General features: G+C 59.9%; 21 protein-coding genes and 7 pseudogenes. 8 read left to right on the forward strand and 20 right to left on the reverse strand.

Annotation, left to right across the window (positions count from 1 at the left end):
* Window positions 1-400: 400 nt before the first annotated feature.
* Both AC0L2Z_RS32265 and AC0L2Z_RS32270 read left to right on the forward strand, forming a co-directional pair.
* A complete protein-coding gene (locus tag AC0L2Z_RS32265; RefSeq protein WP_065011139.1) occupies window positions 401-1,093 on the forward strand; it encodes an OmpW/AlkL family protein in 693 nt (230 codons plus the stop codon).
* 530 nt (window positions 1,094-1,623) lie between these two features.
* Window positions 1,624-3,894: a S9 family peptidase gene (locus tag AC0L2Z_RS32270; RefSeq protein WP_473630292.1), complete on the forward strand. Its 2,271-nt coding sequence runs from the start codon at window positions 1,624-1,626 to the stop codon at window positions 3,892-3,894.
* Between the two features lie 846 nt (window positions 3,895-4,740).
* On the opposite strand, the gene AC0L2Z_RS32275 is transcribed toward AC0L2Z_RS32270, so the two are convergent.
* The 5 genes and pseudogenes from AC0L2Z_RS32275 to AC0L2Z_RS32295 form a co-directional block, all read right to left on the reverse strand.
* The gene (locus tag AC0L2Z_RS32275) at window positions 4,741-5,877 is read right to left on the reverse strand and encodes a hypothetical protein (RefSeq protein ID WP_473630293.1); all 1,137 of its coding nucleotides are present in this window, start codon (window positions 5,875-5,877) and stop codon (window positions 4,741-4,743) included.
* Window positions 5,784-6,518, reverse strand: a complete 735-nt coding sequence (locus tag AC0L2Z_RS32280; RefSeq protein ID WP_473630294.1) for a hypothetical protein — start codon at window positions 6,516-6,518, stop codon at window positions 5,784-5,786. The genes AC0L2Z_RS32275 and AC0L2Z_RS32280 overlap by 94 nt, the downstream gene beginning before the upstream one ends.
* Window positions 6,515-6,832 (reverse strand): hypothetical protein, encoded by a 318-nt coding sequence (locus AC0L2Z_RS32285; protein ID WP_473630295.1) that lies wholly within the window; start codon window positions 6,830-6,832, stop codon window positions 6,515-6,517. The genes AC0L2Z_RS32280 and AC0L2Z_RS32285 overlap by 4 nt, the downstream gene beginning before the upstream one ends.
* Window positions 6,813-7,100, reverse strand: a complete 288-nt coding sequence (locus tag AC0L2Z_RS32290; RefSeq protein ID WP_473630296.1) for a ParB N-terminal domain-containing protein — start codon at window positions 7,098-7,100, stop codon at window positions 6,813-6,815. The genes AC0L2Z_RS32285 and AC0L2Z_RS32290 overlap by 20 nt, the downstream gene beginning before the upstream one ends.
* Before the next feature lie 79 nt (window positions 7,101-7,179).
* Window positions 7,180-7,599, reverse strand: a pseudogene (locus AC0L2Z_RS32295) (DUF2958 domain-containing protein).
* Here AC0L2Z_RS32295 and AC0L2Z_RS32300 point away from each other — a divergent pair.
* Window positions 7,586-7,726, forward strand: coding sequence for a hypothetical protein (locus tag AC0L2Z_RS32300; RefSeq protein ID WP_473630306.1), 141 nt, complete (start codon window positions 7,586-7,588; stop codon window positions 7,724-7,726). The pseudogene AC0L2Z_RS32295 and the gene AC0L2Z_RS32300 overlap by 14 nt on opposite strands.
* A gap of 78 nt (window positions 7,727-7,804) precedes the next feature.
* Here the strand turns inward: AC0L2Z_RS32300 and AC0L2Z_RS32305 are convergent.
* A pseudogene (locus AC0L2Z_RS32305) lies at window positions 7,805-8,766 on the reverse strand (ArdC family protein).
* Between the two features lie 1,078 nt (window positions 8,767-9,844).
* Entirely contained in the window at window positions 9,845-10,843 is a 999-nt protein-coding gene (locus tag AC0L2Z_RS32310; RefSeq protein WP_473630297.1) for an omptin family outer membrane protease, read from the reverse strand.
* 150 nt (window positions 10,844-10,993) lie between these two features.
* Here AC0L2Z_RS32310 and AC0L2Z_RS32315 point away from each other — a divergent pair, with 150 nt between their 5' ends.
* On the forward strand, window positions 10,994-11,161 hold the full coding sequence (locus AC0L2Z_RS32315; RefSeq protein ID WP_473479252.1) for a hypothetical protein: 168 nt from the start codon (window positions 10,994-10,996) through the stop codon (window positions 11,159-11,161).
* A 193-nt stretch (window positions 11,162-11,354) separates the two neighbouring features.
* Here the strand turns inward: AC0L2Z_RS32315 and AC0L2Z_RS32320 are convergent, their stop codons facing one another.
* The 3 genes from AC0L2Z_RS32320 to AC0L2Z_RS32330 form a co-directional block, all read right to left on the reverse strand.
* Entirely contained in the window at window positions 11,355-11,642 is a 288-nt protein-coding gene (locus AC0L2Z_RS32320) for a GNAT family N-acetyltransferase (protein ID WP_473630298.1), read from the reverse strand.
* A gap of 1,123 nt (window positions 11,643-12,765) precedes the next feature.
* Complete coding sequence (locus AC0L2Z_RS32325; RefSeq protein WP_473479247.1) at window positions 12,766-13,218, reverse strand: DUF982 domain-containing protein; 453 nt, start codon at window positions 13,216-13,218, stop codon at window positions 12,766-12,768.
* Between the two features lie 80 nt (window positions 13,219-13,298).
* Window positions 13,299-13,517 (reverse strand): hypothetical protein, encoded by a 219-nt coding sequence (locus AC0L2Z_RS32330; protein WP_473630299.1) that lies wholly within the window; start codon window positions 13,515-13,517, stop codon window positions 13,299-13,301.
* Between the two features lie 895 nt (window positions 13,518-14,412).
* Here AC0L2Z_RS32330 and AC0L2Z_RS32335 point away from each other — a divergent pair.
* From AC0L2Z_RS32335 to AC0L2Z_RS32345, 3 genes and pseudogenes are all read left to right on the forward strand, one after another.
* Window positions 14,413-14,763, forward strand: a complete 351-nt coding sequence (locus tag AC0L2Z_RS32335) for a hypothetical protein (RefSeq protein ID WP_473630300.1) — start codon at window positions 14,413-14,415, stop codon at window positions 14,761-14,763.
* Window positions 14,764-15,152: 389 nt separating this feature from the next.
* Window positions 15,153-15,402 (forward strand): annotated as a pseudogene (locus tag AC0L2Z_RS32340) (cytochrome P450); the annotation flags it as partial.
* Window positions 15,400-15,699: a DUF4158 domain-containing protein gene (locus AC0L2Z_RS32345; protein WP_473630304.1), complete on the forward strand. Its 300-nt coding sequence runs from the start codon at window positions 15,400-15,402 to the stop codon at window positions 15,697-15,699. The pseudogene AC0L2Z_RS32340 and the gene AC0L2Z_RS32345, both read left to right, overlap by 3 nt.
* Before the next feature lie 133 nt (window positions 15,700-15,832).
* Here the strand turns inward: AC0L2Z_RS32345 and AC0L2Z_RS32350 are convergent, their stop codons facing one another.
* The 4 genes from AC0L2Z_RS32350 to AC0L2Z_RS32365 form a co-directional block, all read right to left on the reverse strand.
* Window positions 15,833-16,063 carry a hypothetical protein gene (locus tag AC0L2Z_RS32350; RefSeq protein WP_473479240.1) on the reverse strand — a complete coding sequence of 77 codons (231 nt, stop codon included), beginning with the start codon at window positions 16,061-16,063 and terminating at the stop codon, window positions 15,833-15,835.
* Between the two features lie 105 nt (window positions 16,064-16,168).
* The gene (locus AC0L2Z_RS32355) at window positions 16,169-17,011 is read right to left on the reverse strand and encodes a hypothetical protein (protein WP_473630301.1); all 843 of its coding nucleotides are present in this window, start codon (window positions 17,009-17,011) and stop codon (window positions 16,169-16,171) included.
* A 536-nt stretch (window positions 17,012-17,547) separates the two neighbouring features.
* A complete protein-coding gene (locus tag AC0L2Z_RS32360) occupies window positions 17,548-17,796 on the reverse strand; it encodes a DUF982 domain-containing protein (protein ID WP_473479235.1) in 249 nt (82 codons plus the stop codon).
* 276 nt (window positions 17,797-18,072) lie between these two features.
* Window positions 18,073-18,375: a DUF982 domain-containing protein gene (locus tag AC0L2Z_RS32365; protein WP_473630302.1), complete on the reverse strand. Its 303-nt coding sequence runs from the start codon at window positions 18,373-18,375 to the stop codon at window positions 18,073-18,075.
* Between the two features lie 242 nt (window positions 18,376-18,617).
* Between AC0L2Z_RS32365 and AC0L2Z_RS32370 the strand changes: the two are divergent.
* A pseudogene (locus AC0L2Z_RS32370) lies at window positions 18,618-19,080 on the forward strand (Ros/MucR family transcriptional regulator).
* 521 nt (window positions 19,081-19,601) lie between these two features.
* Here the strand turns inward: AC0L2Z_RS32370 and AC0L2Z_RS32375 are convergent.
* The 6 genes and pseudogenes from AC0L2Z_RS32375 to AC0L2Z_RS32400 all read right to left on the reverse strand — a co-directional run bounded on the left by AC0L2Z_RS32375 (window position 19,602) and on the right by AC0L2Z_RS32400 (window position 25,168).
* Window positions 19,602-19,874, reverse strand: a complete 273-nt coding sequence (locus tag AC0L2Z_RS32375; RefSeq protein WP_473630303.1) for a S1 domain-containing protein — start codon at window positions 19,872-19,874, stop codon at window positions 19,602-19,604.
* A gap of 421 nt (window positions 19,875-20,295) precedes the next feature.
* A pseudogene (locus AC0L2Z_RS32380) lies at window positions 20,296-21,049 on the reverse strand (adenosine kinase).
* Between the two features lie 94 nt (window positions 21,050-21,143).
* A pseudogene (metK, locus tag AC0L2Z_RS32385) lies at window positions 21,144-22,310 on the reverse strand (methionine adenosyltransferase).
* A 57-nt stretch (window positions 22,311-22,367) separates the two neighbouring features.
* A pseudogene (gene glyA / locus AC0L2Z_RS32390) lies at window positions 22,368-23,574 on the reverse strand (serine hydroxymethyltransferase).
* Window positions 23,575-24,575: 1,001 nt separating this feature from the next.
* The gene (locus AC0L2Z_RS32395) at window positions 24,576-24,785 is read right to left on the reverse strand and encodes a helix-turn-helix transcriptional regulator (RefSeq protein WP_473537081.1); all 210 of its coding nucleotides are present in this window, start codon (window positions 24,783-24,785) and stop codon (window positions 24,576-24,578) included.
* A 155-nt stretch (window positions 24,786-24,940) separates the two neighbouring features.
* A complete protein-coding gene (locus AC0L2Z_RS32400) occupies window positions 24,941-25,168 on the reverse strand; it encodes a helix-turn-helix domain-containing protein (protein ID WP_473630305.1) in 228 nt (75 codons plus the stop codon).
* Between the last annotated feature and the right edge of the window lie 51 nt (window positions 25,169-25,219).

Genomic DNA, 25,219 nt, shown 5'->3' on the forward strand with positions numbered 1-25,219 from the left:
CCTCCCCCTTACCCGTGCCCGTCTTCGACACCAATCTAAGAGCCAAGCTCTGGGCAGTTCCGCCTGCGCGGCCTCGGGGTCATATTCGGGCTACGTTAATACGGTGCCTTCCCGCTTACTTCTATGGGACCAGCGCAGGCGGGCACAGCTACGGCAAGGACAATCCGAGCGGGCCGCATTCATTGCCTTGGGCGACGATTTCCTTGGCAGCGCGATGGGCTAGCACGCCGATACCGTTCATTGGCGACCGGCAGGTCAACAAGGGCGAACTTCGACGAAGTGAGTACAGGTCTAACAATGCGCGCAGAATTTGCGAATAATGCGCGCCAGTATTCTGTAGATAGCAATCAACACGGCAGGACTATTCACAGTGAAGTCTAACGAGCAAGGAAACAACATTATGGCAACAAAGCGAATGAACGTGTTGCGGGGACTCACAGCGGCCGTCGTCCTGTTGCTGGTAGGACAGCAGGCGGCCGCGGCAGACCTTGCAGAACCGTGCGACCCGGATAAGGGTGCCTTGTTCACGGAATGGCCAAGCCCTTGGCAGATCCGCCTGCGCGCGTTGGGGGTTATCACTGAGGATTCGGGCTACGTTAACGCGGTGCCCGGCTCCGGTCTTTCCTATTCGAACACCGTAACGCCGGAACTCGATATTTCGTATTTCTTCACGGACAACGTCGCAGCCGAGCTTATCCTCGGCACCACCTATGCCAACATCACAGGCCAAGGCTCGATTGGCGGGCTGGGGAATATCGGCAAGGTTTGGCTGCTGCCGCCCACGCTGACATTGCAGTATCACTTTACCGATTTCGGCGCCTTCAAGCCCTATGTCGGCGCCGGCGTGAACTATACGATCTTCTATCATCAGCAAGCCAGCAGCGCCGATGATCTCAAGGTCAAGAACACGTTCGGCACCGCGCTGCAGGTCGGGTTCGACTACATGGTCGACCAGCACTGGGGCGTCAACTTCGACGTGAAGAAGCTTTTCCTGAAGCCAGACTTCGACGTCACGGTGGCCGGCGCGAAGCAGACGGGAAAGGCGGAGCTCGATCCCTGGCTGATAGGCGCAGGCGTCACGTACCATTTCTGACAACGGAAGGCGAAGGCGGCTTACGCGCAGCCCGAGTCGAATGAAGGGCGCCTCGTGCGCCCTTTGCCGTCGGCCCGACGGTCCACTCTTGTCAACCCGACATACACCCAAGGTCAATGTGACTTGGGGTTATCCGAGCTGTCGGATATGCGACGCGTCGTCCTCCGGACACGGATCAACGGACTGACGCCAGCCATGCAGAGAATGTCGATAGCCAACGCTTCGTGCCGGGCCCCGTTTCCGTTTCCGGTGCAGGAACAGCAAGGGAGTGTGATTGCAAGCGTCATCGGGCTTTGAACATTCCATCATTGTGGACATGGAAAATACCCTGCTGGCTCGGATGCCAACTCTTCAGTCTGGTTCACCCGGCCAGTTCCTGGAATCGGCGTAGGGCGACGGTCATGTTGACTGCCATCGAGGCCGCACCCGCGTGCTGGCTCCTTCGAGCAACGCTCAACGCTGCTGCACACCGGCGATGAAAAGCCGGATCCAACAATGTGTCTTCCGAAAACCGAAAGCGGTGAACAGATATGGTCAAGATCGGTTCGAACGGTGCACATCCACCGCTAGTGCTGAGCGATTGGGAGCGGGCACTGACGATCAACCGTCGCTATCGCGGGCTCACCGTAAATGTCCCCGAGGGGCCGTTCTGGCTGACTGGAGCCAACGCGTTCGTATACCGCCGGACTACCCATGGCGAGCAGCAGTTCATGCGGGTCGATGCTGCCACGGGTTTGAAACGGGCCGCCTTCGATCAGGCCCGTCTGGCGGCCGCGCTAAATGAAGCGAGCCATAAGAGCTATCAGGCCGGCGATCTTCCCTTCGAGCGTTTCGAACTGACCGAGGATGGTCGCAGGCTCGACTTCATGATTGAGCAGGTCCGGTGGAGCTGCGACATTGAAAGCTATGCCTGCACCAGCACAAACTTGGATGTGGACGCCCCGAAGTTTCAGCTCAGCCACCACTACACGCCACCGGCTGAGAACAACCGCGACCAGAGGAGCGTCTCGCCCGACGGCAAATGGATCGTCTCTATAAAGAACTGCAATGTTTTGCTGCGCAGCAAGGACGGATTGCAGGATGTTGCGCTGAGCCGGGATGGATCCGAGGGCAATCACTACGTCTTTTCGACACTGAGCTGGTCGCCGGACTCGCGCCATCTCGCGGCCTACCGCGTTCGCCCCGGCTACAAGCGGGAGGTCCCCTACCTCAATTCGTCGACGGACCAGTTGCAGCGCGAATATTCGACAATGGTCTATCCCAAGCCGGGCGATGTCCTTCCGCTGCCCCAGCCGGTCCTGTTCGACATTGCCGGCCTGCGCCAGATCGTGATCGACAACGCCCTGTTCTCCAACCCCTTCGAACTTTCCCCTTTCCGGTGGTGGGCGGACGGTCGCGGGTTTACTTTCGAATATAACCAGCGCGGGCATCAGCTCTATCGGCTGGTCGAGGTAGACGCCGCCACGGGCCGCGCACGCTCGCTGATCGAAGAGACCAGCACGACCTTCGTTGATTACCGGCCGCTGGTGATGAACCAGCACCGTACCGGGAAAATCTTTCGTTACGATGTCGACGACGGGAAGGAGATCATCTGGGCGTCCGAGCGCGACGGGCACGAGCACCTGTACCTGTTCGACGGCCAGACGGGCGCGCTCAAGAACCAGATCACCAGCGGTGAGTGGGTGGTCCGCGCGGTCAACCATGTCGATCCGGTCAAGCGCCAGATCTGGTTCGAGGCGAGCGGGAGGAACCCGGGGGAGGACCCCTATTTCGTCCATGCGTACCGCATCGGCTTCGACGGTGAGGGGCTCACTGAGCTCACGCCCGAGCCGGCCAACCACCATGTCGAGTTCTCTCCCGACGGCCGCTACTATGTCGATCTCTGGTCACGCATCGATCTGCCGCCGCGCATGATGCTCTACCGCGCCAGCGACGATGTCAAACTCATGGAGGTGGAGACCGCCGACATATCCGAGCTCGTCGCCGCCGGCTGGCAGCCGCCACTCAGCTTCCACGCCAAGGGGCGCGACGGCAAGACTGATATCTGGGGCGTGATCCACCTGCCCGCCAATTTCGATCCGAAGAAGAAGTACCCGGTGGTGGAGGATATCTATGCCGGGCCCCAGGGCTCCCGCGTCCCAAAATCCTTCTCAACGCGGACAGAGCCGCTCACGCAGCTGGGCTTCGTCGTTGTGCAGATCGATGGCATGGGTACCAACAACCGCTCGCGCGCCTTTCATGACGTCGCGTGGAAAAATCTGAAGGACGCAGGCTTTCCCGATCGCATTCTATGGCACAAGGCGGCCGCCGCGAGGTATCCGTGGTACGATATCTCCAATGTCGGCATTTTCGGCGGGTCCGCAGGCGGCCAGAACGCGGTGGGCGCGCTGCTCTTCCATCCCGAATTCTATAAGGTCGCGGTCGCCAACAGCGGCTGCTACGACAACCGGATATACAGGATCAGGTGGAGCGAACAGTGGATGGGGTGGCCAGTCGGCATTGAATATTCCCAATCCTCCGCCATCGACAATGCTTACAGGCTGCGGGGCAAGCTGATGATCGTCGTCGGCGAAATGGACCGCAATGTCGACCCGTCCTCCTCGCTGCAGCTTGCCGACCGACTCATCAAGGCGGGAAAAGATTTCGACATGGTCTATGTGCCTGGTGCCGATCACAACGCGCCAGGCATCTACACTGAGCGCAAACTCCTGGACTTCTTCGTTCGCAACATTCTCGATCAGACCCCACCCGACTGGAACGCTGAACGAACCGAGCTGCAAAAGAGCAAATCGTCACGATGATGGCTTCGGCTGCTTCTGCCTGTAGCAATCCTCGCGCCCGTTTTGTTGGCTGTGATCGAGGCGGCGAGCGAGCGGAGAACCGCTCGGACGAGGGCCTGTGCCGATTCCTGCGCACGGGCCTTCGCAAGACGGAAACAGGAGCGATTCCGACGCTCGACGGTCGCAAAGCGGGAATTAAGGACATGGCGCCCCGCCGCTGCCTGGCTCTTCGATGACGGCACGCTTCTATCTTGCATGCGTCGTTTTGCCTCCGCTCGCCAATCGCGGCGTTCCCCGGAAGCGGGACGGAAGCGGGGCGGGCGGCGAGTTGCGACCGGAAGGGCCGCCGTCCAGGCGGACCGCATCCGAAGGACCGGAACGAAGAGAAGGACCCGAAGCGAGAGCGAAGGGTTGCGGTTCGACTTAGAGCCTCGTGGGTGGCGATGATATCTTTCACGCTTGGGCCGAGCGGGACGCTCCGGCCGACCTTGGGGATGGCTCGTATCTCTTGAATCATCTTTTTCAGCGAGTCAGAATGTGGATGCGTCTTCGGTCAGTCCGCTGGCCGGCGGTCAGCGCATCATTTCGGTGACTAACCTCGACGAGGCGACGAGGCGGGCCGCCGGACGCACATCACCTCAAGTCAGCGACCCACACGCGACGCATGGCCAAAACCCAACCTCGCCCTGATCCGGAATGCTTGCCGCCAGGGCCTTGGCGATCTGCCGAGCCGTAGATGACCGGCACGAGTATAGGCGAGCCCTTGCGTATCGGGGGCGCTCGGCTTGATGCTCTCAGCCGAGCCGAATCCTACCGCGGCGCAGACTCGGTAGTCGGCCCTGAACAACGGCTAAGCTGTTGATATTGTTAATATTTCTGACCCGGGAAGACGAGTGGAAGCATCCGATTTCGCCGTTTTCGGCTGGAGTGCTTGCAGGCACCAGGCAAGCCAAAGCGCGAGTGAGGATCAGGCGCAGATTTTGGCCGCGGCGACGAGCAGCGCATTGATCGCATCGCCAGCATGACCGAGGAGAGCGTACTATCGATCGACTGCTCGCAAACCGGCTCGCACTGGTGATCGCCCATTCGTCCCGATTGAACAACCGGCGGATTTTCAGCTCTTCCTTGTTCTTTTGTAGGTTCCGGGCGAGCACCTCCAGACGCTGCTGATAACGACGAACGTTGCCGCGAATGGCCGCTATCGCGTTGTCCCGCAAGACCGCTTAGGAGACAGGCCGCGCGATCGGTTGACACGATGCCAGCGGCGTCGCGGATATCGGGCTTGCGCAGGTTCAGACACCATCGCCAGGGGCGGACGTGGCTATATCCGCGTTGCGCCTCGGCAAGCATCCCGGCGCGGCGCAGGCTGGCGAAGGCGATGAGTTGGCGTCGGGATTTCGCGTGCGGTGCGCGCCGGAAAAGCCGCAAAGGTGCAGCCGGCATCGCCCGAGAGAGGTGGCAGGCGGCGGCACTCGAAATCGCCTCCGCCTGGCTTGGCTGGTTCATTCGGCCATGAACAGCGGCTGAACTCTGGCCCATTGATCGGCGGTGCGGAAGCCGCCGCGGGTCGTGTAGCTTTCGGCGGGGAATTTCATCCAGCGCGGCAGCCATGCGTCGACTTTCTCCCTGCTGTTCTCGTCGAACAGGAAGTCGCGGATGGGTTGTCTTTTGCGTCTTCACCTTCTCGAAACATTGCCGTGGGCGACATGCTTGCCGCCGATATCGGCGAGTATCAGATTGGCAATTTCCTTGTCGCGCAACAGGTCGAAGAGGGCGTCGTCGGCTTGCCAGCGAGCTGGCCATATCGACATTCAGGTGATTGCCAAGCGCCTCGATGACGGCGCTGCCGGCTTCGACCGTCTCGGCCATGACGATGGCGAGAACGCGCAGGACATCGTCGTCGGACAGCGTCAACAGCCGGGCGAAGACGCGCGCTGTGGCAAAGGCATCGCCGTTGCCGCCGGCGACCGCGCCATCCTCCTCCGGTTGCCCCAGCAGCGCCAAAACCTCGCGCCGCCTTCGCAGAATACGGCTTCGGCCTTGCAGGCTGCGAGGCTTGCCGCCACCGCTTCATTGGCGGTGCGCTGCGGCTCGCGGCGAACCTGCCACAGGCCCGAACCTGTGATGGGATGCGCCACCATCAGGCGCAGCGCGACACCCGGACGGTCGAGCATGGCCGCGCGCACCGCGGCATGGCAATGCAGATCGACATAGTTCTGCATCGGCCCGGTGAGTCCGGTCGCGACGGCTTTGCGGAGGTTTCTTCGTGCTCGCCGCCCTCGCCTTGCGCGCGGGCGCGTCGGGCATCCTTGCGCGACAGCCAGCCCTCGTGGCACTCGACCGTGCTGCGATGCGAGACTGATATGAAGACCTTGCCACCTTTTTTTCTTCGGCGTCTTTTCGTGGTCCCAAGACTTGGAAAAACTGCCCCGGTTCCAGCACGGCCACGTCGGCCAGCCGGCTTCCAGACAGGCGTCGCGTCTGGCAGCGATCGCCTCGTTCTGCTTTTGCCAGAACAGGTCGGCGTCGGCGAAATAGCTGTCCTCGCCGAACAGGTCGCAGACGATCAGGCCCGGATAATCCTCGACGACAAACAGCGCCACCTCTGAGGAAATCGACTGGCCGCCGAACAGCCATTGTTTCAACTGGTCGCCGCGCGGCGTGTATTGCTCCGGATCGGCATAAAGCGCCAGCCAATCCTTCTGCTGCGCCTTGCAGGCCTGGTCAGATTGCGCGCCGTCTCGGCGTCGATTTCCTCGCGCCGATAGGCCTCGCGGATTTTCGGCAAGAGGTCGCCGAGCGCCAGAATGCGTTTGACCAAAAGCTCGGTGATGCCGAAAGTGGCGGCGATGTCGGCACGCTGCAGCCCTCCTTGATCAGCCGCGAAAACGTCTCCCGCTGCGACACCTCGTCGGGATCGAGCCGGGCGAAGTTTTCGATCAGCAGGCCTCGAGCGCATCGGAGTCGTCGCCGTCTTCCATGATGGCGCAGGGCAAGGCATCGCCCTCGCCGCGCTCGTCGGCGAGCGACTTCGCGGCGAGATAGCGGCGCCGGCCGGCGACGATCTCGAAGCTATCCGGCTCGATGTCGGGCCGCACCAGAAGCGGCACAAGGACGCCGCGCGCGCGAACGGACGGCAGCATGTCCAACACGTCGGGCGCGCTGGAATGGCCCCATGTGAGCGTGGAAATGCTGAGCCGGTCGAAAGGAATGTGGGCAAGCTGCATGGTTCGTCTCCTTCGTTGGGGGTGGAATTGTCCCCGCCGCAAGGGCCGAAGGCCGGCGCGGCGGGGGCGGTTTTGCGCCTTATCGGCGCTCTTGCTCCGCCGCGTCTGGCGGAAGCTCGGAATAGGATTTGGCAGTGCTTCCGCTGCCTGCCGCAGAAGCCGCTCGGCTTCGGTGATGTGGCCGGCGCTGCGCGCCGCTTGGGCGTAAACGGAGAGCGGAAAGCGCGCCTTGAACCAGAGGTCGCGCTCGATGCCGAGGCCACGCCGAGCCTTGGCGCTTGCAAGCTCGGCAAGGCTGACGCTGCCGAGTTCCGGGAAGCCGAAGCCGAGGTCGCAAAGGCCGAACATTGTGTCGCCGTCGGCGTCGAGTTCGGTGAGAAGCCAGGTTGCTGGCCCGGTTGGATCGAAATAGTCTTACCACCGGGACATGGTCGGTCTCGATGTCAGTTGCGCCATTGGCGAGCAGCTGGGCGCGCAGTTCGTCGGTGATCAAGATCATGGGAAAACTCCTCTCAAATCAGGTCGAGTTGATTTCTGTCGGCTTCATCGAGCAGCCCGGTATCGAGCGGCTTCTGCGCCGCGCGCGGGCGCGTCGGCCAAGAGGGCAAGGCGGTTGCGCGTGGTGACCGGCCGGACACGGGAATGAGCGTCTGCTCGCCTTGCGGCGTCGGTTCGGTCTGCAGGGTGTCGGGATCGCGCGACGCTCATGCCGCGATCTCATCTTGTTGCGCGCCTTCGGTCTCGGCGTTAAAGCCAAGAAGAAAATCGGCGGCTTTGGAGGCAAGGCTGGCGGCGCGGAAGATGGCGCGATTTTCCTCGCGCAGCACCTTCAGCCATGTGCCGATATAGTCGGCATGGCGCACGGTCGGCTCGATGCCGAGCGTCGAGCAGACAAAGGCTGCGGCGATTTCGGCAACCAATTCCTCGCGCGCATAGGTCTTGGAACCGAAGGCGCCGGAGAGGTCGCGCGCCAGCCGCGCCGGGTGGCCGGTCCAGTGGCCAAGCTCGTGGAAGCAGGTGCGGTAATAGTCGATCTGCTGAAAGAATGCCGGCTTCGGCGGCACCTGAATGGTGCCACTGCCCGGCATGTAGAAAGCGCGATCGCCGCCGATGCGAAATCCGCGCCGCTTCCTCCAATAAGCGCCTCGGCCTGTGGGATGATCTCGCGTTCGGGCAGCGGTTCGGCGTTGCCGTAAAGGTGCTCGGGCAGGCCGTCGCACTGCGCGATGTTAAAGACGGTGAAGCGCTTCAAATAGGGCACGGCCTGCGGCTTGTCGCCGTCTGTCTTGGCGCGCTCCTTCTCGTTTTTGGGGACAAAGCGGTCGGCATGCACCATTGTTGTGCCGCGCTCGCCCTTCCTGACATTGCCGCCAAGAGCAAGCGCCTGCCGGAAGGTCAGCCAGTTCTGGCCGGGATAGCTGCGCTCGATGACGGCGCCCCACAGGATGAGGATGTTGATGCCGGAATAGCGGCGCCCGGTGGCGGCATTCCCCCGCAGACCGAGGTCGGCCTTTGCGCTGCCCCATGGCTTGACCCATGGCACGGTGCCGCGCTCCAGTTCGGCAATGATGCTGTCCGTGATCTCCTGATAAAGGCTGGCGCCCGGGCGCCCGCCCTTAGCCGCGCCAGCCTCTGCGCTGGCGCAACGCTTGTCGTTTGCACGCATTCCTTTCGTCCTCCGCTAACCACTCGCCGCGCCTTTCCCCGGAAAGGGGGTGGGCGGCGAGACGCGACCGGAAAGGCCCGCCGTCGGAGGCGGACCGCATCCGAAGGACCGGAACGCAAGAGTAGGACCCGAAGCGAAGCGAAGGGTTGCGGGATGCCGCGGCGGGCCTAGAAGGGAGTGCCGCCCACCCCGCGCCGCCGGGAAAGGCCAACGAACAAACCGCGTCGGCCGACAGGCCGGCGACCGTCAGCAGCCGACAGGCTGCCCGCGCCAGGGGGCGAAGCCGGATGGCCGAGACCGCCTGAGCCTGCCGAAGAAAAAGCGGCTCGGTTCACGAGCACCCGGCACGCGCCGTCAGGCGCGCGGGCGCGTCAAGCTTAGGCCAAATTGGGTTCTTCCGCATATTTGGGGCAGGGACTACTTTTTTCGGGTGTCCCTTTGTCCGGTTGGGTCAAGCGGCTGCCAGAAGTCGGCTCCGGAGGAGTGGATAGGCGGCGCGCCAGTACATCTGGCGCTTGGTCGTCTTGAGGTGGTTGATCTGGCCTTCGACCGGGCTCGTGCTCCAGGACTGGTGATTGGCGCCCGGACAGCCTCAATGTCACGGCTGAGACCTGCCGCAAGGGTAGCCAGTTCGGCGGGCCAGGTCAGCCGCGATTGAAAGTTCCGGAGCATGTTCATGCAGATGGTGGAGGAACCGCTCGGTCTTGCTCAGCCGACGTCGCGTGCTTCACGCTCGATCACATCGAAAGAATCGGGCCATTTCCTCGCTGCCGTGAATGTTCGGTGCGACGCGCTCTCAGTGGGCGGTGAACAACACGTCTGTTGGTACCAATCGTCCGATAAAGTTGAACGCGGGTTCTGAGTGCGGCTCGACGTTGTCTGGAAGCCGACGATTGAGGGCTATCAGCTCACAGCTGTCGCAATGGGCCTATTCGATGGCCCAACCGGTTTGCATCTCTCTCCTAATACCAATCGGGGACAAGGACGATGCTGCGAGATCAGAGACGGTCTACCGCGGAACGACAGCTCGGCTGCGCCGTGCAGACATCGGTTTGGCGTTCCGGTCGAGTTCGTTCAATCAGAACGAGGTCTTGATGCCGACCATCACTGCCGCCGCGGCAAAATCGCCGCCGATCCGGTCGTCGTCGCCGTCCCTCTTTGCGCCGGTCGGAATGTCATAGGTGTTGTAGTCGCCGCGAGCGGTGAACACCTTTTCGTAGGAACCGGAGACGAAGAAGCTGGTCCGCTCGTTGTACTGGTAGCCGACGCTGCCGCCGACCATCAGAACCGGCGCCGATTCGAAATCATCCTCGAAGCGCTCGTCACCCGTCCAGTGATGATCGGTATCGCCGGCCGAGAACGTCATCCCGCCCTTCAGCGCAAAGCCGAAGTTCCAGTGATCCTTGACATAGGTCGTATCGATGCCGGCAAAGGCGACCGGCAAGTTCTGCTGGTAGCTGCCGACCTTTGTGCCTCCTGGCCAGTCGCCAACCGAATCCCGGAAGCGGTCACCGCTGTGGACATAGGAGCCGCCATAGGCAGTCCACTTGACCGAGGTGTACTTGAAGCCACCGTTGACGTTAATCAGCAGCTGGTTGCTGACCTGGAAGTCATGGCCGATCGCGACGGTTGCCGAATAGAAGTGATCCAGATCGGTGTCGGAATGGCGCGAACGGTCGCTCCAGTCGTTCCAGCCATCTTTGGTCGAGAATGGCGGGATCCAGTCGTTCCAGCCATCATTGGTCGGGATCCAGTCATAGTCTTCCATGTAGCTGTCGCCGCTGAAGGCGATCTGGCCGGAAAGCTTGGCGGTCCAGCCGGCCTCGCTGCGCGCCGTCATCTCGGCTGAAATGACCGGAGCGGTGCCTTCCCAGATAAGGTGGCTCAGCTTCGAGCCGCTGCCGGGAGCCTGATAGACTAGCTCGTTGGCCTCGATGTCGATGACGCCGACGCCGCCAACGAACGAGAAATTGGGATTGTAGCGCGCCGGTTCGCTCACCACCGCGGCACTGGCCATCGCCGGCCAGGCAGCGAGCAACGCTGCCGCTCCACCAAAGAATTTCGCATACAATTTCATGAAACTACCCTCATAGGAATGATCCGTTATTCGGCTATACGCTGCGTAACCGGGTGCACGTCAGGTGCGGTCGTCTATGCAGCGCCCCTGTAGGTTGGCAGATTGCCGCCCTCGGCTCGGTTCCTCAACACTCAAGGAAACGCCGTTAGCGTGACCCGATTGACGGCGGTTTTTGCCGATGCGTTCCGGGCGGTCGGCGTGACGGGAACCTTGCATTATCTGAGGCACACATTTGCGATGACGATGCTGGTACGATTGCAGCGGCAGGCAGCGACCACGCCGGACCTCAATCCGCTGAGATCGTGCAGGTTGCTTTGAGCAGTCCACAGCAGACACTCTGAGTCTAGATTATCCGACAGAGCCGAGGGCCGACTTCCTCGAACCCGTTCCGCAGATAGAAATCGAGCGTGCGCTTCCATTTTGGTTGCCCGGGCGCTCCAACCTCAAGTCGCTTCCAGCCACGAGCACGGCTTTCCTGCGAGGCGACCTCAAGCAGATGAGGGGCAATCCCTTAGGAGCGCATGTCGGGTCGAACATACAGCTCCGAAATGTAGCCGAACTTGCCTCCTGCATAGATCGCCGTGCATTCATTCAGCACCATGATGCCGACCGGCTCGTCATCTGCACTTGCGATCACAGCGACCCCGCCAGCGTCGGCAAGCACCGTATCCGCGCTTTGTCTGACGACCTCGGGCGTGGGCGCTTTCCCGCCAGTGAGTTCATCGAGTAGCGCGTGAATGAAACGGGCGACCGTCTCTGCGTCCGTTGCGTTGGCGCTGCGAGTAGATATGGAAGGCATATTCTCTCCTGGCAGTGGTCAAAATTCCGATTCCTGCTGCCATCCGCGCAGGTCCGACTCACTTTTAGCTGTAATGTTGGGCTAATGAACAGCATTTTTTCATTAAATTATGTTAAAAGACTGCAAAACAAATATTACAAGTATGCAGGATTCCGGATGACTTGATGTGAATTGCCGCAGATAGGAGACATTTTCACATCAAAAGAACCGGGTTACTTCGTTGTCGATGAGAATTTGAGAGCAGTGGCCGTCGACTTGACTCGTGAGTCCAATCGTCTCCTTGGGCCGGCTTGGCCACCAAGGTGGGCATCATCGGACAAATGAACTCCAGCCGGCCAGCACCGGAACTCACTCGTTTACGCACAGAATCGAGTCTAGGCCCGTCCCATCTGGTGGCTAGTGGAACGGATTGTGATCGTTTACTAAATTAGCAATTCTGCACGAAACGGCTTATTGTTGGTCCCAGCCGGCGGACACGACCACACCCCGCCGGTTAGGCCCGCCGGTCGGTTGCCTACCCCGCAGCGGCTGTCGGGCCGTCCCCATCACAGTTCGGACAATCAACGTGAGCCGAGATAGAACCAACAACCCCGCAACCGGGATCAGGGGCAAGCGCCACGGGCCGCCTGTGAACGACGAAGCAGAGCATTTCGAGTCTGCCCCGTGTGTGGCCTCACGTTCGACAAGCGAAACCGTGGCGAGGTGCTGCATCATTATCTCCCCGAACATGAGCCGTTGAAGCTCGATGGATAAATGGCCCGTCTTTCCCATATAGGGCCATGACACCTCCTACTCGGGCGAGAGATACATCTCCGCCTCCTTAGCGGCAGCCACGAAAGCCTAGCGACGACATGAGGGTCAATCCGATCGCCCTCCATCGCTAACAGGCAAAGCGTCCACGCCTTGTGCCAGCGAGGTCCTCTCCGGGTCCACCTCTTGAGCTGCTCAAGGGCTGCCCTCGCATTGTTGCAGCCATGCCTGCCGCCGTCCGATCAATCTTCACGAACACCCGAGGGACAAACCAAAGGGTTGTCATGAAGGGTAACTAGAGTGGGTCGGAATATTTGGTAGAAATTTCTGAGCGGGCCGCGATCGGGTAGGGCTGCGCGGGCATCCAGGAGACCTAACCAAAGTGGCGTAATACCTCCTCCTCCTCGGCAGCAGCCAGGAATGCCTTACGGGCCTCCTCAGCCTCCATCTTGTCGGCAATCACGGCAATGCAAACGCGCAGCGCGAGGTTCCACTTGGGGCCACGCTTAGTGCAGTTCAGGAGTTCCTCAACTGCTGCCTCAGCAGTGTCGACGCTGCGCGTCTGATCGGGAGGCTCAGTTCTCACGCTGACTGAGGGGCTGAAAAAATGCGGCACGTTGCTGGGAACTAGGGCAGCCGCGGTCTCCTCAGCCCATTCTTGCTCTCGCCGCTCAAGCTCCTCCTGAAGCTCCACCGCTAAAGCAGCAAGCTTCGGCGGCAAAGGTCGGTCGTCCAACAGGCTTAGCTGCTTGCGCAACTTCCGACGATTATCTTCCGAACTGATCAATTCTCGGAAGGAACGATTATCCCTATCTCGGGTGGCCATAACGGTTCGCCTTAAGCTTTTTACGCAACTCATTTGGTTGCTGAAGGTTCCCGGAGGCGGCCGGATGAGTTGTCACAGCATTATTCGTTAAGATCGAAGGCTACTGCGCGTCCAAACGCCGGAGCGGTCGCCACGATAACGTCGACCAGGGCCGTGTTACTGATTTCGAGCTCAGGGCCATCTTGGCGAACCGCAGCTATAACGGCCTTGACGGAGACTGCGCCACCGTGCGGGACCTTCTGGATGGCCTCGTGCACAAGCTCCACGGCTATGCGCTCGCAGTCCGTCTCGATGTCCACCTGAGGCCTCCCTGGACATAAACCCAAGCACCCATTTGTTGGCACGCCGCTTGTAAAAATCAACAATTAATTTCGTACAATGGGACCGCGAACAACTGTGGCGAGGACAACCGGCTCGCGCTAGATTGAACGGCTACTACCCGCCCTTATCGGATGCCACCGACAGGCCGAGGGCAGTAGCTGCTTCTATAGGCGCAGCGTGCCGAATATGGTCGATTTCGCCTTGATCGAAATGCTGTCCCCACGGTCAGCCCTGTTGAGGATTGCGATTATTGCGTGCTCTTCAATTGGACCAATCCCTTTGCACACTCATCCAACTCTCCGAACAGCTCTTGTGGCATTCTGCACAAGAGATGCCGAAGGGACGAACTTCCCCTCCAACCAACTGTTTCATCCGGAAACAAAAAAACCCGCCGCACAGGAGAGCGACGGGTCGACCAAGCGACCACCGAGCGCGGGGTGGGTCGGGATTTGCCCGGTGCGCGGATCGTGAAAAAATCATACGCGGCCGGGTGCGTCGCGTCTACCAACCGGCAGTTGGCCTTTTCGGCACGGCGGACTTAATGTGGCGATTTGCCCCTATAGGGTTTCGCGGTCGCCCATACCTTCCGGGAATTGAGCGCTTGAGAGCGAGCAACGTGCTTCCGCCTAATCCGCCTCTGGGCACCATCACCTTGCTGAGGTGTTGATGCAGCTGAAAAACCAGCAAAATTAATGCTTAGGCTACCCGAGTGCTACGCACAGGTGTTACACATGGTCCTAGCTATGAGCCGTCCAACAAAGCATCGCAAGACCGGCGTTTGCTGGTTCCGAAAGCGGGTTCCAGCCGACATTGCCGTGTTGACCGGCCGCTGAGAAGTCAACAAGACGCTGGGAACTAAGGAAATACGCAGAGGTGCTTGCGGAGTTTGAACGCGAGTGGGCGCAGCTTCGGCTCGGAAATCGCTCGGTCAATGGAACCAGCTTGGGTCGTCCTGCTGCTGCCGGTGTAGATGCGCTCACACCGCGCCTCATCACGGACCGGGAGGCGCACCGTTTTGCCAAGGCCGTGCACGACGAATGGCTTGCAAAATTCTACGACAATCCGAGTGAACAGCTCCACGGGCACACCGAGCTGTACGAGGGCATGTGGAAAAAATATCCGTTGCCATCAACCGATCCAGTTGCTGGAGTGGAAGGCATCGCTGATCCCATCCCGGGGACAATGCCAATCGAGAATGTCTTTTGGAAATCGATGAGGGATTGATGCATCGGCAGGGCTAAGGGTATCCTAGCCGACAACGGCTACAGTGACGATCCGTGGAGCATCCACAAAACTGCACTTGCAGTGAGGGCCGCTCTGCAGCGAGCTAGTCTAACGCTGCAAAGGCTTGAACGCGGGGAGTTTGAGCCAAGCGCGGAGCCCGGGTGGCTTCATGGTTCGGCAACTACTCAGCCAGCCGTCAGTCGCTCGCCGAAGACCGCGGCTTACGGCGAAATCAATCGCCCATGATGACAACCAGGCACCCGAGGACCACCGCCGCCAAACTGTCCGGGACTTAGCGAAACGCCTGTCCGCGACTTAGCGGAATCCCTGTCCGGCTTTTACGAAATACGCATACCGGTCACCTTCCGCCCTTCCATCGCTTAGAGGGTGCGGCATTCACCCCGGATTCGGTGATTCTCGGTTCGCCGGGGTGGCTGGTCTCGCACGAAGGGGGCGAGCATGCCCGGTTACGCACGATCGTGGCGCCGGTCTTCAAAAACCGCAGGGTGAAGCTGCTCGCAGCAGGTCGAGGCGATCGCCGCGCAGTTGTTCGAGACGCTGGCGACCCAGCCCCAGCCCGCCGACCTGCGGCGCCACCTCTCCTTTCCGCTTCCGGCCATGGTCATCAGCGCGCTGATGAGCGAAGGCGCAAGCACGCTGAGCGAAGCCGAGCGGGAACAACTACCGGGATTCCCGGCGGACCGTGACGACCTGGCCCGACTTTACACCTTTGAGCCCGGCGACCTCGATCTGATCCGGCGTTGCCGAGAGGACCGCAATCGCCTCGGCCGGCACTCCTCCGACTTGAACGTGACAGTCGATGCGTCGGATTGTCCCATCGCAAATTCTGACATCCCAGCGTCCCTCGCGAGCGCTCGCAATTCGGCTGGAGGTGCCAGACAGAAAGTTCGAAAAGCTTCCAAGAACCCCAGTTAAGCTTCTTTTCTTATTATTTCTACAACACTTAGCAGACATGAGAAACTTCCAAGTTTTGCACGTAGGCGGATGATCCACGTGGCACTCAGCCTGTAGATTATCCGCACTCTATCTAACGAGTGGGACCCTGGGCTCAAAACTCCCGGTCGGTGTATACCCAAGGGCCTGCTTCCTCGATCCGAAGCGCCGCATTGGCGACGGTCTCGTCGTCGGCATCGGGATAGTTCTCGCGAATCCATTCCTCCGCATCGATGTTCCAAGCCTCCACGAGATCGCCGGCATAGTGCTGGTGGTCCAGCGCTAGCCCGAGGTTCTCTTGGCTGCGGAAATCAGCGACGATTCCGTTTGCTAATGGAATGTCCATATCAGGCCTCTTGGTGAGTCGGGATCGATGATCCTACGGGCGGGAGTGCCGACCACGCAAGCAAATCTCATCGAGTCATGAATATGTGTTCTCGCGTGTGTAGTTTCAGAAAGGGAGCGGCAGGGCTTGAACCCAGTGCATTGCCGCAGCAGCTGCACCTTGAAGTAGCTCATACAGCTGGCCAGCGTATGCAATAACGACAGCACCGACCGCACCCGGTATCAGACCTTGAATCCCAGCATCGACGGTTGCATTAACACGGTCCACTAACCAGCCTCCAATGGTCCCTGCTACGCGCCGGAGCACGGTGCTGCTTGCGTGAACAGCTTCAATTGCAGGCTCAGGTGCCTGAGCTTGATGGCGAAGTTCCCCGATAGCGCGCTGAATTTCATCCAAGTCGCCTCTGGTAACAGGAAGGTCATCGATCGGACTTGGCGGATTGTTGTGGCCGATCATCCCCCGATCGCGTTGGCCGGCTCTGATCAGGTCTTCAAGTCTATCTAGGCGCTGAAGCATTTCCTGTCGAAGTTGTTCGACCGTCAGCGCGTCATCGTCCTCTACATCTTCAGGTGGGATGATGTCCGGCAGGGGATCGTTGATGCTATAGATTCCGTCGTCCTCTTCGTATGGCGCGTCATTCCCGATGTCGGTCGGAGCCCAGTCATACAAGCCGTCCTTTTCAATTTCCTCTACGGCTTTCTGCATCGTGTCGAAGTCGACAACCTCGGAAAACGTGTCCTGAATCTCTTCATCCGCGTTGTAAGGGCCACCCCAAATCCATTGGTAACCGCCCTCTGCACTTTCGTAGGGAGTCTTCTCGGCCGGATCTTCGAAGTGCTCCTGAAACCACGTAACCATAAGCTCGACCTTGGCAGCCCGAGAGAGCCTACGAAATCTAGACTTCGTGAACTCTTCCTCGCCCATTGAAATGAACGGTTTACGTGCCATGCCTCTCCTCGCCCTTGGCCTATATGCCAGTTTCTAGCCGCAAATGAAAAGCCGCCGGGGTGGAGACGGCTCACAGCCAGCCAGTTTCGGATATAATTCAGTATCACTATCATCTTTCCGATCTTGATCGCCGAAACCCGCTCCCGACCATCGGGAGAAGCATCGGCGGTCACACGCCACCGATCCGCGGAGCGCGTTCCGGGAGATCGGATGTAGGGCCAAGCTGGGGAAGGATTCGAACGGCACTTCTGGAGACCGTTGTGGCGGCATCGACGCTGTGCCATTTGCAGCGGGCCAATTCTCGCCCTATGGCTCCGTTTACCTCTGGCTGCAATCACGATCACCGCGACGGCGAAGCCGAGCGGCCGCAGCTGGCTGGCATCCTCTTGTGTTTTGATGGTGGAAGGTCCGGCGCCAGACCGGGAAAGCCACCGCGGAAAGAGCGGGGTTGGCTTGCTCCTGGCGGATGCCGGCAGGGGTGTTCTGCCCAATAGCGATGCGCAGATGGCCGAAATTCATGAGCGGCGTCCTAGATCTCAATCGCTGCGCAGAATGCGTGCTTCGAGCGCGGCTGCCACGAAAGCTCGTCGAGCGGCTGGTGGATGGGTCTTACCGCGTAACACCTGCAGACAGGTGTCCATCGCTATTCTGCGTTTATTGGTCTCATGATGCAGATCCCGGAGCAAGATAGCGGCTGCGTCGTTGACGTCCAACACGATTCGCTCCGAGCTCCGGCGGCTAACCTGAACAATGACTGGCCTCTCAAATCTGATCAAGCCGGTCATCTCTCCCCTCCTCCACAGCCACTATGAGGCAAACAGCCCCGGGTCGCATTTATTTACTCAGCCGAACCCGACCACTGCATCTGCACCGCCGAACCTGGCCATTGGCGACCAAGCGATCGCCATGAGCTGCGTCTGGCCATGGTCAGGGTTGCGTGCGATCTGCGGTTTTGTAGTCGGTGGTGAGGAACTGCTTCTCATTCGCGTGGTCTAGCTGAAACCTGGACATACTGCACTCTTTGACGCGCCTCGCGCCAGTCTCAAACACGTCGTCGAAGTCTACACCTGCACTTTTCCACTGCCCGATCTGCAGGCGGCGATCCACTGCATCGCGGAGGTTGGATCTTCCAATATGGCGACCCGCTTCGCAAAGCCGAAAAAGGCATTGCGCGCCGTGCTTACCGGCTTGCGCTCATCGTATGCATCGTAGCATGCCCTGAGGGCGGCTTCGTGGATCAGGTCTCTGCGATCTTCCGGCCATTCATTGAGAAAATCGATTGCATCCGCAAGGCCGGCAATCTCTTGGATGATGTGCGTAGCGCGCTTCACGAAAAGGGGGCTGCTGAAAGCCTCAGCGTTCATTCGTTCCTCCAACCTTCCAAATAGCCGATTTGCGGGAAGAGGCGCCGCACCGACGCGGCGACCATGGCACAGTGTGTTGTCAGGGCGATGACGCTTCAAGAAGAAGATCCGCGGCTGCGGCCGGGTGTGTAGCGATCCGCCAGCAGATCGTGCAATGGCTTGGTTGCTATCAAACGCGGTCGTCACTATTAAGCTATGAATTGATTCTGCACCGCCTAATCTAAGCCCGCAGGAGCGTTTTCATGACCGAAGAAGCTGAGACGAAAGCTGACAACCTCATCGAACTCCGCCCATGTCGTCTCAGCCTATGTTTCGAATAATCCGGTTCCCGTCGGTGAACTGCCTGGGCTTATCGGCCAGATCCACATCGCATTGAAAGGCACTACTGGTGGTACCGCACCAGAAAAGTCGGAAGCTCTCAAGCCTGCCGTACCGATCAGAAAATCGGTTACACCCGATTACATTGTCAGCCTTGACGACGGCAAGAAGTTCAAGTCGCTCAAGCGTCACCTGGCTACCCACTATGGCCTTACGCCCGACGAATATCGCGCGAAATGGGGGCTGCCGGCGGACTATCCCATGGTGGCGCCGAACTACGGTGCGGCGCGCTCGGCATTGGCCAAGACCATGGGTCTGGGCCGCAAGCCGAAGGAACCGGGAGCGCCGGCACCTGCCAAGCGTGCCCGCAAGAAAGCCGCAGCCTGACCGCACTTTGTCAGGATCGATCGAGCGGATCCGGCATCATTTCGCACTTGCGATATAAAATTTGTGCATTGCAATATCCGCAGCTATCGGTATGATCATGTTGTCGGCCATCTACTCCTCCCAGATGTGGTGCCGACGCTGAATGGGGCGCACCTCCTCCCGCGTCTCATTCGAAATAGAGCCCGCTGCCACCTCCTCCCGGCAGCGGGCTTTTTCTTTGTCTGAGGCGTGATTTCGGTCCCAGGACCATCGCATTTAAGCGAGGCGAATTCCCCGAACGTCCAGGCCTTTCTTGCCCTGCCCGCATTGAACAAACACCTTCTGACCCTCCATCAGCATGCCGAGTCCTGAGCGGGTCAGCGCGGGGCATGAACGAAGATGTCGCTCTCACCGTTTTCAGGAGCAATCAAGCCGAAGCCCTTTTGGGGGATTGTACCACTTAACGGTGCCCTCGCTCTCCAACTGGGCACCCGTCCCGGCGGTGGACTTTCCAGCGCAACTCTCGCGGTTTGATCGCCGACCTACAGCACTCCCGAGACCTGGTGACCTCTTGGGGCTTTCTTCCGTTGTGACCTTGGACGTGTTTTCCTCGTAAACGCCGCGGCTCCCGCCGCCTCAAGTACCCGGATGTGCAGATAGGCCTCGATGCCCTCCGGCAATTTGACAAAGCCAAAACCCTTGCTGGTGTTGAACCACATCACTTCGGCGTCGACAAGGTCCGCGGTTACGTTCGACGAACGCTGAAAGTAGATGGCTCGGAAGACTGTTCCGCAAAGAAAACGTGTCATCGTCATGGCGATGCCGGCGTGGCTGACGATGGTCTTTGTATTTGCCCATGATCGTCTCGACTTGCTTGAACAACGCATTGCGCTCTCGGCAGGATAACCTCAATCGGGCGATGCGTTCATGTCAATTCACCAGTTGGCCGCTTACCCGCTCTATCGCATTCCTATTCCGGCCGACCTGTTGCCACACGAGGTCGACGATGGCGGGTGAGCAATATGTGCGACATGTCGAGCTGGCGATCGGTACGCTTCCCATATCGCACGGCAGAGGGTTCGCACTGGAGGGCGACACCACAATCAACCTTTTCGATCGTGGCATGCCGCGGACTGCCGTCTCACGCGGATGCGCATACAAAATTTCGATTTACGCGCACTTTCCCCGCACAGCCTGCAGGAGGGGAGACGGGCAGCTTGTCGTTGAGTCGCCCGGCTAGATCAACCCTGCCTGCTCAGCCTCGTGGCGTAAATTATGCCGCGGCCTTGGCCCGATCTGCTGGATCACCAGCCCGGCCGCCAGCGAGCCGAGATCGCCGCAATGCTTCAGGCTGCGCCGCCCTTGCGTGTAGCCGTAGAGGAAGCCGGCGGCATAGAGGTCGCCGGCGCCGGTGGTGTCGACCAGCTCCCGGATTTTGGTCGCGTCGACGGTGACGGTCTCGTCGCCGCGCACGATGACCGAGCCCATTTCCGAGCGGGTGACGGCAGCGATCTTGCAGTCCTTGCGGATCTGGGCCAGCGCCGCAGCGGACGCCTTGTCGGCCTCGACATCTTCCGGCCCGAGCTCGATGCAGGCGCCGAGATAGGTGTTCATCGAGCGCTCGCCGTCTGGGGTAACGAAGATCATCGAGCGCGCCGTCGGTGGCTCGCCATTGAGCGGCTTGGTGTCAAAGGCGACGCCCTGCGCATGGATGTCATGGGCGTAGATTTCGCCGAGCGCATCGTTCGAGACCTTGCCGAAGAAGGCAGCGCGGCCGCCGAAGCTCGCGACGCCCGCCGCCGTGTTGTCGGCGCTGCCGCCGGAGGCTTCGATGGCCGGGCCCATGCGGCTGTAGAGCAGTTCGGCGCGCCTCGTGTCGATCAGGTTCATCGCGCCCTTGATGATGCCGTTGGTTTGCAGAAATGCCGTCGCACTGGGCGATGATGTCGACGATGGCATTACCGATACAAAGCACGTCATAGTTCGGCATCAATGATGTCTCCGCGAACTACCCCACCGGCTTTTTGCTATGCCGGCCGGGCGCCGGTCTAGCGAGTTGCCGCATGCGCTTGATCCAGCGGCCCTCACGCAGCTGCCGGTCCTGCTTCACGCAGCAAGTCGTCGGCTCTGTCCGTCTTCTCCCAGGTGAACTCAGGCTCTTCACGGCCGAAGTGTCCGTATGTCGCCGTATTGCGGTATATCGGGCGTAAGAGATCAAGCATCTTGATGATGCCTTTCGGTCGGAGATCGAAAAGCTCAAGAATAAGGCGCTCGATCCTTTTTTCCTCGATCTTTGCGGTTCCGAATGTATTGACGAGGATAGAGACCGGCGCGGCCACACCAATCGCGTAAGCAAGCTGAACCTCGCAGACCTCTGCAAGGCCGCTGGCAACGACGTTTTTTGCAACGTACCGCGCCGCATAGGCGGCCGAGCGGTCAACCTTGGATGGGTCCTTGCCCGAAAAGGCGCCGCCGCCGTGACGCCCCATTCCGCCGTAGGTATCGACGATGATCTTGCGCCCGGTAAGCCCGCAGTCGCCGTGCGGCCCACCGATCACGAACCGGCCGGTTGGATTGACCAGGAATCTGATCCCCGTCGTATCCAAGTCGGGCGGCAGGACCGGTTTTATGATCTCCTCAATGACGCCTTCGCGGACCGTGGCTCGTGAGACCGCCTCGTCATGCTGCGTCAACAGGACTAAGCGCCACCGGGCGGAAACCCTCGTAGCGTACGGACACTTGAGATTTCACGTCTGGACGCAGCCAGCCAAGCTGTCCCGTTTTCCGGATCTCTGCCTGTCTTTCGTCAAACGATGGGCGAGTTGGATCGGCAAGGACATCAATATATCCGTCTCGTTGCAAGCGAATCCAAACATGAGGCCCTGATCCCCCGCGCCCTGCTCGAGATCCTGCCCTCGTCCTTCGTCAACGCCCTGGCTTATGTCGGGCGACTGCTCGGTGAGAGCCAGAACGAGGGCGCAACGTCGACCATCAAAGCCGATGGCATCATCGTTGTACCCGATATCGAGTATCGTGTCGCGGGCAACTTGGCTGTAATCAATCTCCGCGTGGCTGGTGATCTCGCCAGCCAGAACGACCATCCCTGTCTTCACCAACGTTTCACAGGCGACGCGCGCCTTCGGATCGGTACGGAGGACCGCATCGAGGATTGCATCGGAGATGTTATCTGCCATCTTATCCGGGTGTCCCGCGCCAACGGATTCGGAAGAGAACACGAACTGCCTGGTCATGGAATGCCCTCGCTTCAAGTGTTGGAGTTAAGTGGGGAGTTTCCGGACTGGGGTGGCTTACCGGTCGAGGATGCCTGGGACGTCGAACGCAGTGCAGAAGTCGGCAACGTCTCTTCGTACGCTCGCATGAACTTCCTGATCGTCGGGCTGGCGGCAGACGGAGTCGATGAAAGCGGCGATCTGCACCATTCCCCCTCACGCATGCCCATGGACGTCACTGCCGGCGACCCCAAGCGGATTCCGCTTGTGACTGCCGGGTCGCGCGGGTCGCCCGGCACCATATTAAAGTTCGTAATGATGCCTGCCCTTGCCAGGCGCTCGGCATAGGCTTTGCCTGAGAGCGGCCGGTCCGGAGATCAAGGATCAGCATGTGATTGTCAGTCCCGCCGCTGACCAGGTCATAAACACGATCCAGAAGCGCCTCGGCCAGAGTCTTGGCATTCCTGACGATCCGGTGACCGTAGGTACGGAAAAAGGGGGTCGCGGCTTCCTTCAAAGCAACAGCTAGCGCGGCGATGATATTCATGTGCGGCCCACCTTGCAGTTGAGGAAACACCGCGCGATCAATCCGTCTGGCGAGATTGTATTTACTCGTGGGATGATAGAGCGCCTGATAGCGATCTTCATTCTTCGACAAAATAAAGCCTCCACGGGGCCCGCGGATCGACTCGTGAGACGTGCTGGTGACGACGTCGCAATGAGCCACCGGATTCGGATGCGCTCCAGCGACAATCAGGCCGCAGTGTGCGCAATGTCGGCCACGAGATAGGAGTTCGCCTCCAGAGCGATTTCTGCCATTGCAGCGTAGGGACGTGTTGGTAATCGCTGCCGGAGAAGTTGCCGGCCCAACCATGGGTCGGATGGCCGCCCTCGGGGAGAGGCAAGCCCATCACTTTGTCTCCCGGACTCAACAGTGCTCGAAAGATGGCCTGATTGGCCGGCGAGCCGGAATAGGGCTGGACGTTGGCGTGCTCACTGCCAAACAGCGATTTCAAGCGCCCGATCGCGAGGGTCTCAAGCTCATCGACGATCTCGTTTCCCGCGTAGTCGCGCGCACCCGGGTACCCCTGGGCGTACTTGTTCGTGAAGATCGAGCCGGTCGCTTCCAGCACGGCTGAGGAGGCAAAGTTCTCAGATGCGATGAGTTTGAGCGTCGTCCGCTCCTGCCGTAGACCTAGTTCGTGAAGTGGCAATCGACGTGGACCAAGGAAGACCATCCGTATGTGCCGGGCTCTGCGATGGCTGCGTCAGCGGAGTTCTTCATAGTAGTGTCGCGCTCCCATCTGGGCAGATCTTTTTACGATCAAGCAGCAGTCTCCTTCGACCACGCGTCTGTACCGCCTCGAGCCGCTCCAGGTCCCGCTTTGATACCAATCGTCGCGGGGCAGGAGATCGACCAAGAATTGAACCAACCCTCCGTCCTTGCCCCCTGCATTGAGATGATATGAGGACCAAGGACGTTGTCCGTTGCCGCAAAGAAAGTCGGCTCTGGCGAGCATCCGGACGTGTCGCGCAACGTGCTCCCGACGAAAATCGAGAATCTCCGCTAGTTCGCAGACAGTCAGGTCGGCATGCGCGCAAAGGCCCAGGATCCGAAGGCGAACAAGATGTGCTGCTGTCATTAGGTGATCGATAAGTATTATCATTGGCCAGCACGACGCCAAATAGAAGAACCGAACCCTCGTCCTGCTGGCTTTGTCATTTCGCGCTCTTCGCAAATGCTGTTCGGCAGCGGAACATAAAACGCATTAGATTTCTGCCGTCACTGAACTCGAAAATTGTGGTGAGCGTACCATTGACGGCGATTTGCGGTCGCAAAGATTCCATGAATTTCTTTGAAGGATCTGTTGCAACGCCTAAACAAGAACGCGACGAGATTGGCGAGGTGCTGGTAAGACGGCAAGCTGGCGAACTGCTTGGCCAAGAGGGAGGCGATCGGCGCCACCTTTCCCCAGGCGACAGTGCTAACGTGCCCGATCCACCATTAACTTGATTTCGTGTCACGGAAGGATCGTAAAGCCGTCGTGGCGACGCTCAGCGCCATCTGCCGGGGCGCGGACGCCATGCCGGCATGAAGGCTCTGGAGGACTTCAGGCCCCGGGACTGGGCCGGCGACAACCGGCGATCACTCAGAGCTGGCGGCGCGACTGGCAGCACGTCGTGCCTCTTCGCCTATCCGGGTGTGCGCAGCATCATCTAGACGACGGATGCGGTCGAAATGTCCGCGGCGCGGCGCCGCCATTTCCAAATAGCGCTTAATCCTGGTCAGTCAGGTCGCACCAGATCGATGTGGCTGACACGGAGGGCTTGTGCCAGTTCATAAAGCGTCACGATGGTGGGGTTCCTTTTGCCCTTCTCCAGCCCGCTGATGTACTGCTGGCTGAATCCGGAGATCTCGGCAAGCTGCTCCTGCGTCAAGCCGGTCTTCTCCCTGATCCTACGTGCATTTCGTCCGACCAGCTTGCGCATATCCATGCGCGGAGGTCAGCGGATCACGGGCCTTGAGTTTATCAACTATAATATATAATCCACATTGTCATCGATTTTGCCCGAACCATCTGCCGCGAGGGCAGCAAATCCAGGGATGCGATTTCGATGACGTTGGTCGCTCAAGCCAAGCACAGCACGAGCTATCGGTCACGCAAGCGACGCACACGTGCGAGAACCCCGCAAGGGTCGATTTCGAGCGCTTCGGCTACGTCGAGGAACTCAATGAAGTCCATGCGACGTTCACCGCCCTCATACTTGGCCACGAAAGACTGCGGGCAGCGAAGCGCTTCGGCAACCTTGGCCTGGGTTAAGCCCTTGTTCTTGCGCGCCGCTATCAGCTGTTCCAGCAGCCGGCGTTGGCGGGCGATCGAAGGATCTCGGCATCAGACGATGCATTAAGTCTATTCCGATCGCGGATC

The organism is Mesorhizobium sp. WSM4850, from assembly GCF_055811735.1.

Excerpts from the sequence above, each read along its gene's own strand:
- AC0L2Z_RS32265 (WP_065011139.1), top strand. The coding sequence starts at position 401 with ATGGCAACAAAGCGAATGAACGTGTTGCGGGGACTCACAGCGGCCGTC.
- AC0L2Z_RS32270 (WP_473630292.1), top strand. The coding sequence starts at position 1,624 with ATGGTCAAGATCGGTTCGAACGGTGCACATCCACCGCTAGTGCTGAGC.
- AC0L2Z_RS32285 (WP_473630295.1), bottom strand. The coding sequence starts at position 6,832 with ATGCGCTCGAGGCCTGCTGATCGAAAACTTCGCCCGGCTCGATCCCGA.
- AC0L2Z_RS32290 (WP_473630296.1), bottom strand. The coding sequence starts at position 7,100 with ATGCAGCTTGCCCACATTCCTTTCGACCGGCTCAGCATTTCCACGCTC.
- AC0L2Z_RS32310 (WP_473630297.1), bottom strand. The coding sequence starts at position 10,843 with ATGAAATTGTATGCGAAATTCTTTGGTGGAGCGGCAGCGTTGCTCGCT.
- AC0L2Z_RS32320 (WP_473630298.1), bottom strand. The coding sequence starts at position 11,642 with ATGCCTTCCATATCTACTCGCAGCGCCAACGCAACGGACGCAGAGACG.
- AC0L2Z_RS32325 (WP_473479247.1), bottom strand. The coding sequence starts at position 13,218 with ATGGCCACCCGAGATAGGGATAATCGTTCCTTCCGAGAATTGATCAGT.
- AC0L2Z_RS32345 (WP_473630304.1), top strand. The coding sequence starts at position 15,400 with ATGAGCGAAGGCGCAAGCACGCTGAGCGAAGCCGAGCGGGAACAACTA.
- AC0L2Z_RS32350 (WP_473479240.1), bottom strand. The coding sequence starts at position 16,063 with ATGGACATTCCATTAGCAAACGGAATCGTCGCTGATTTCCGCAGCCAA.
- AC0L2Z_RS32355 (WP_473630301.1), bottom strand. The coding sequence starts at position 17,011 with ATGGCACGTAAACCGTTCATTTCAATGGGCGAGGAAGAGTTCACGAAG.
- AC0L2Z_RS32360 (WP_473479235.1), bottom strand. The coding sequence starts at position 17,796 with ATGACCGGCTTGATCAGATTTGAGAGGCCAGTCATTGTTCAGGTTAGC.
- AC0L2Z_RS32365 (WP_473630302.1), bottom strand. The coding sequence starts at position 18,375 with ATGAACGCTGAGGCTTTCAGCAGCCCCCTTTTCGTGAAGCGCGCTACG.
- AC0L2Z_RS32375 (WP_473630303.1), bottom strand. The coding sequence starts at position 19,874 with ATGACGATGACACGTTTTCTTTGCGGAACAGTCTTCCGAGCCATCTAC.
- AC0L2Z_RS32395 (WP_473537081.1), bottom strand. The coding sequence starts at position 24,785 with ATGGATATGCGCAAGCTGGTCGGACGAAATGCACGTAGGATCAGGGAG.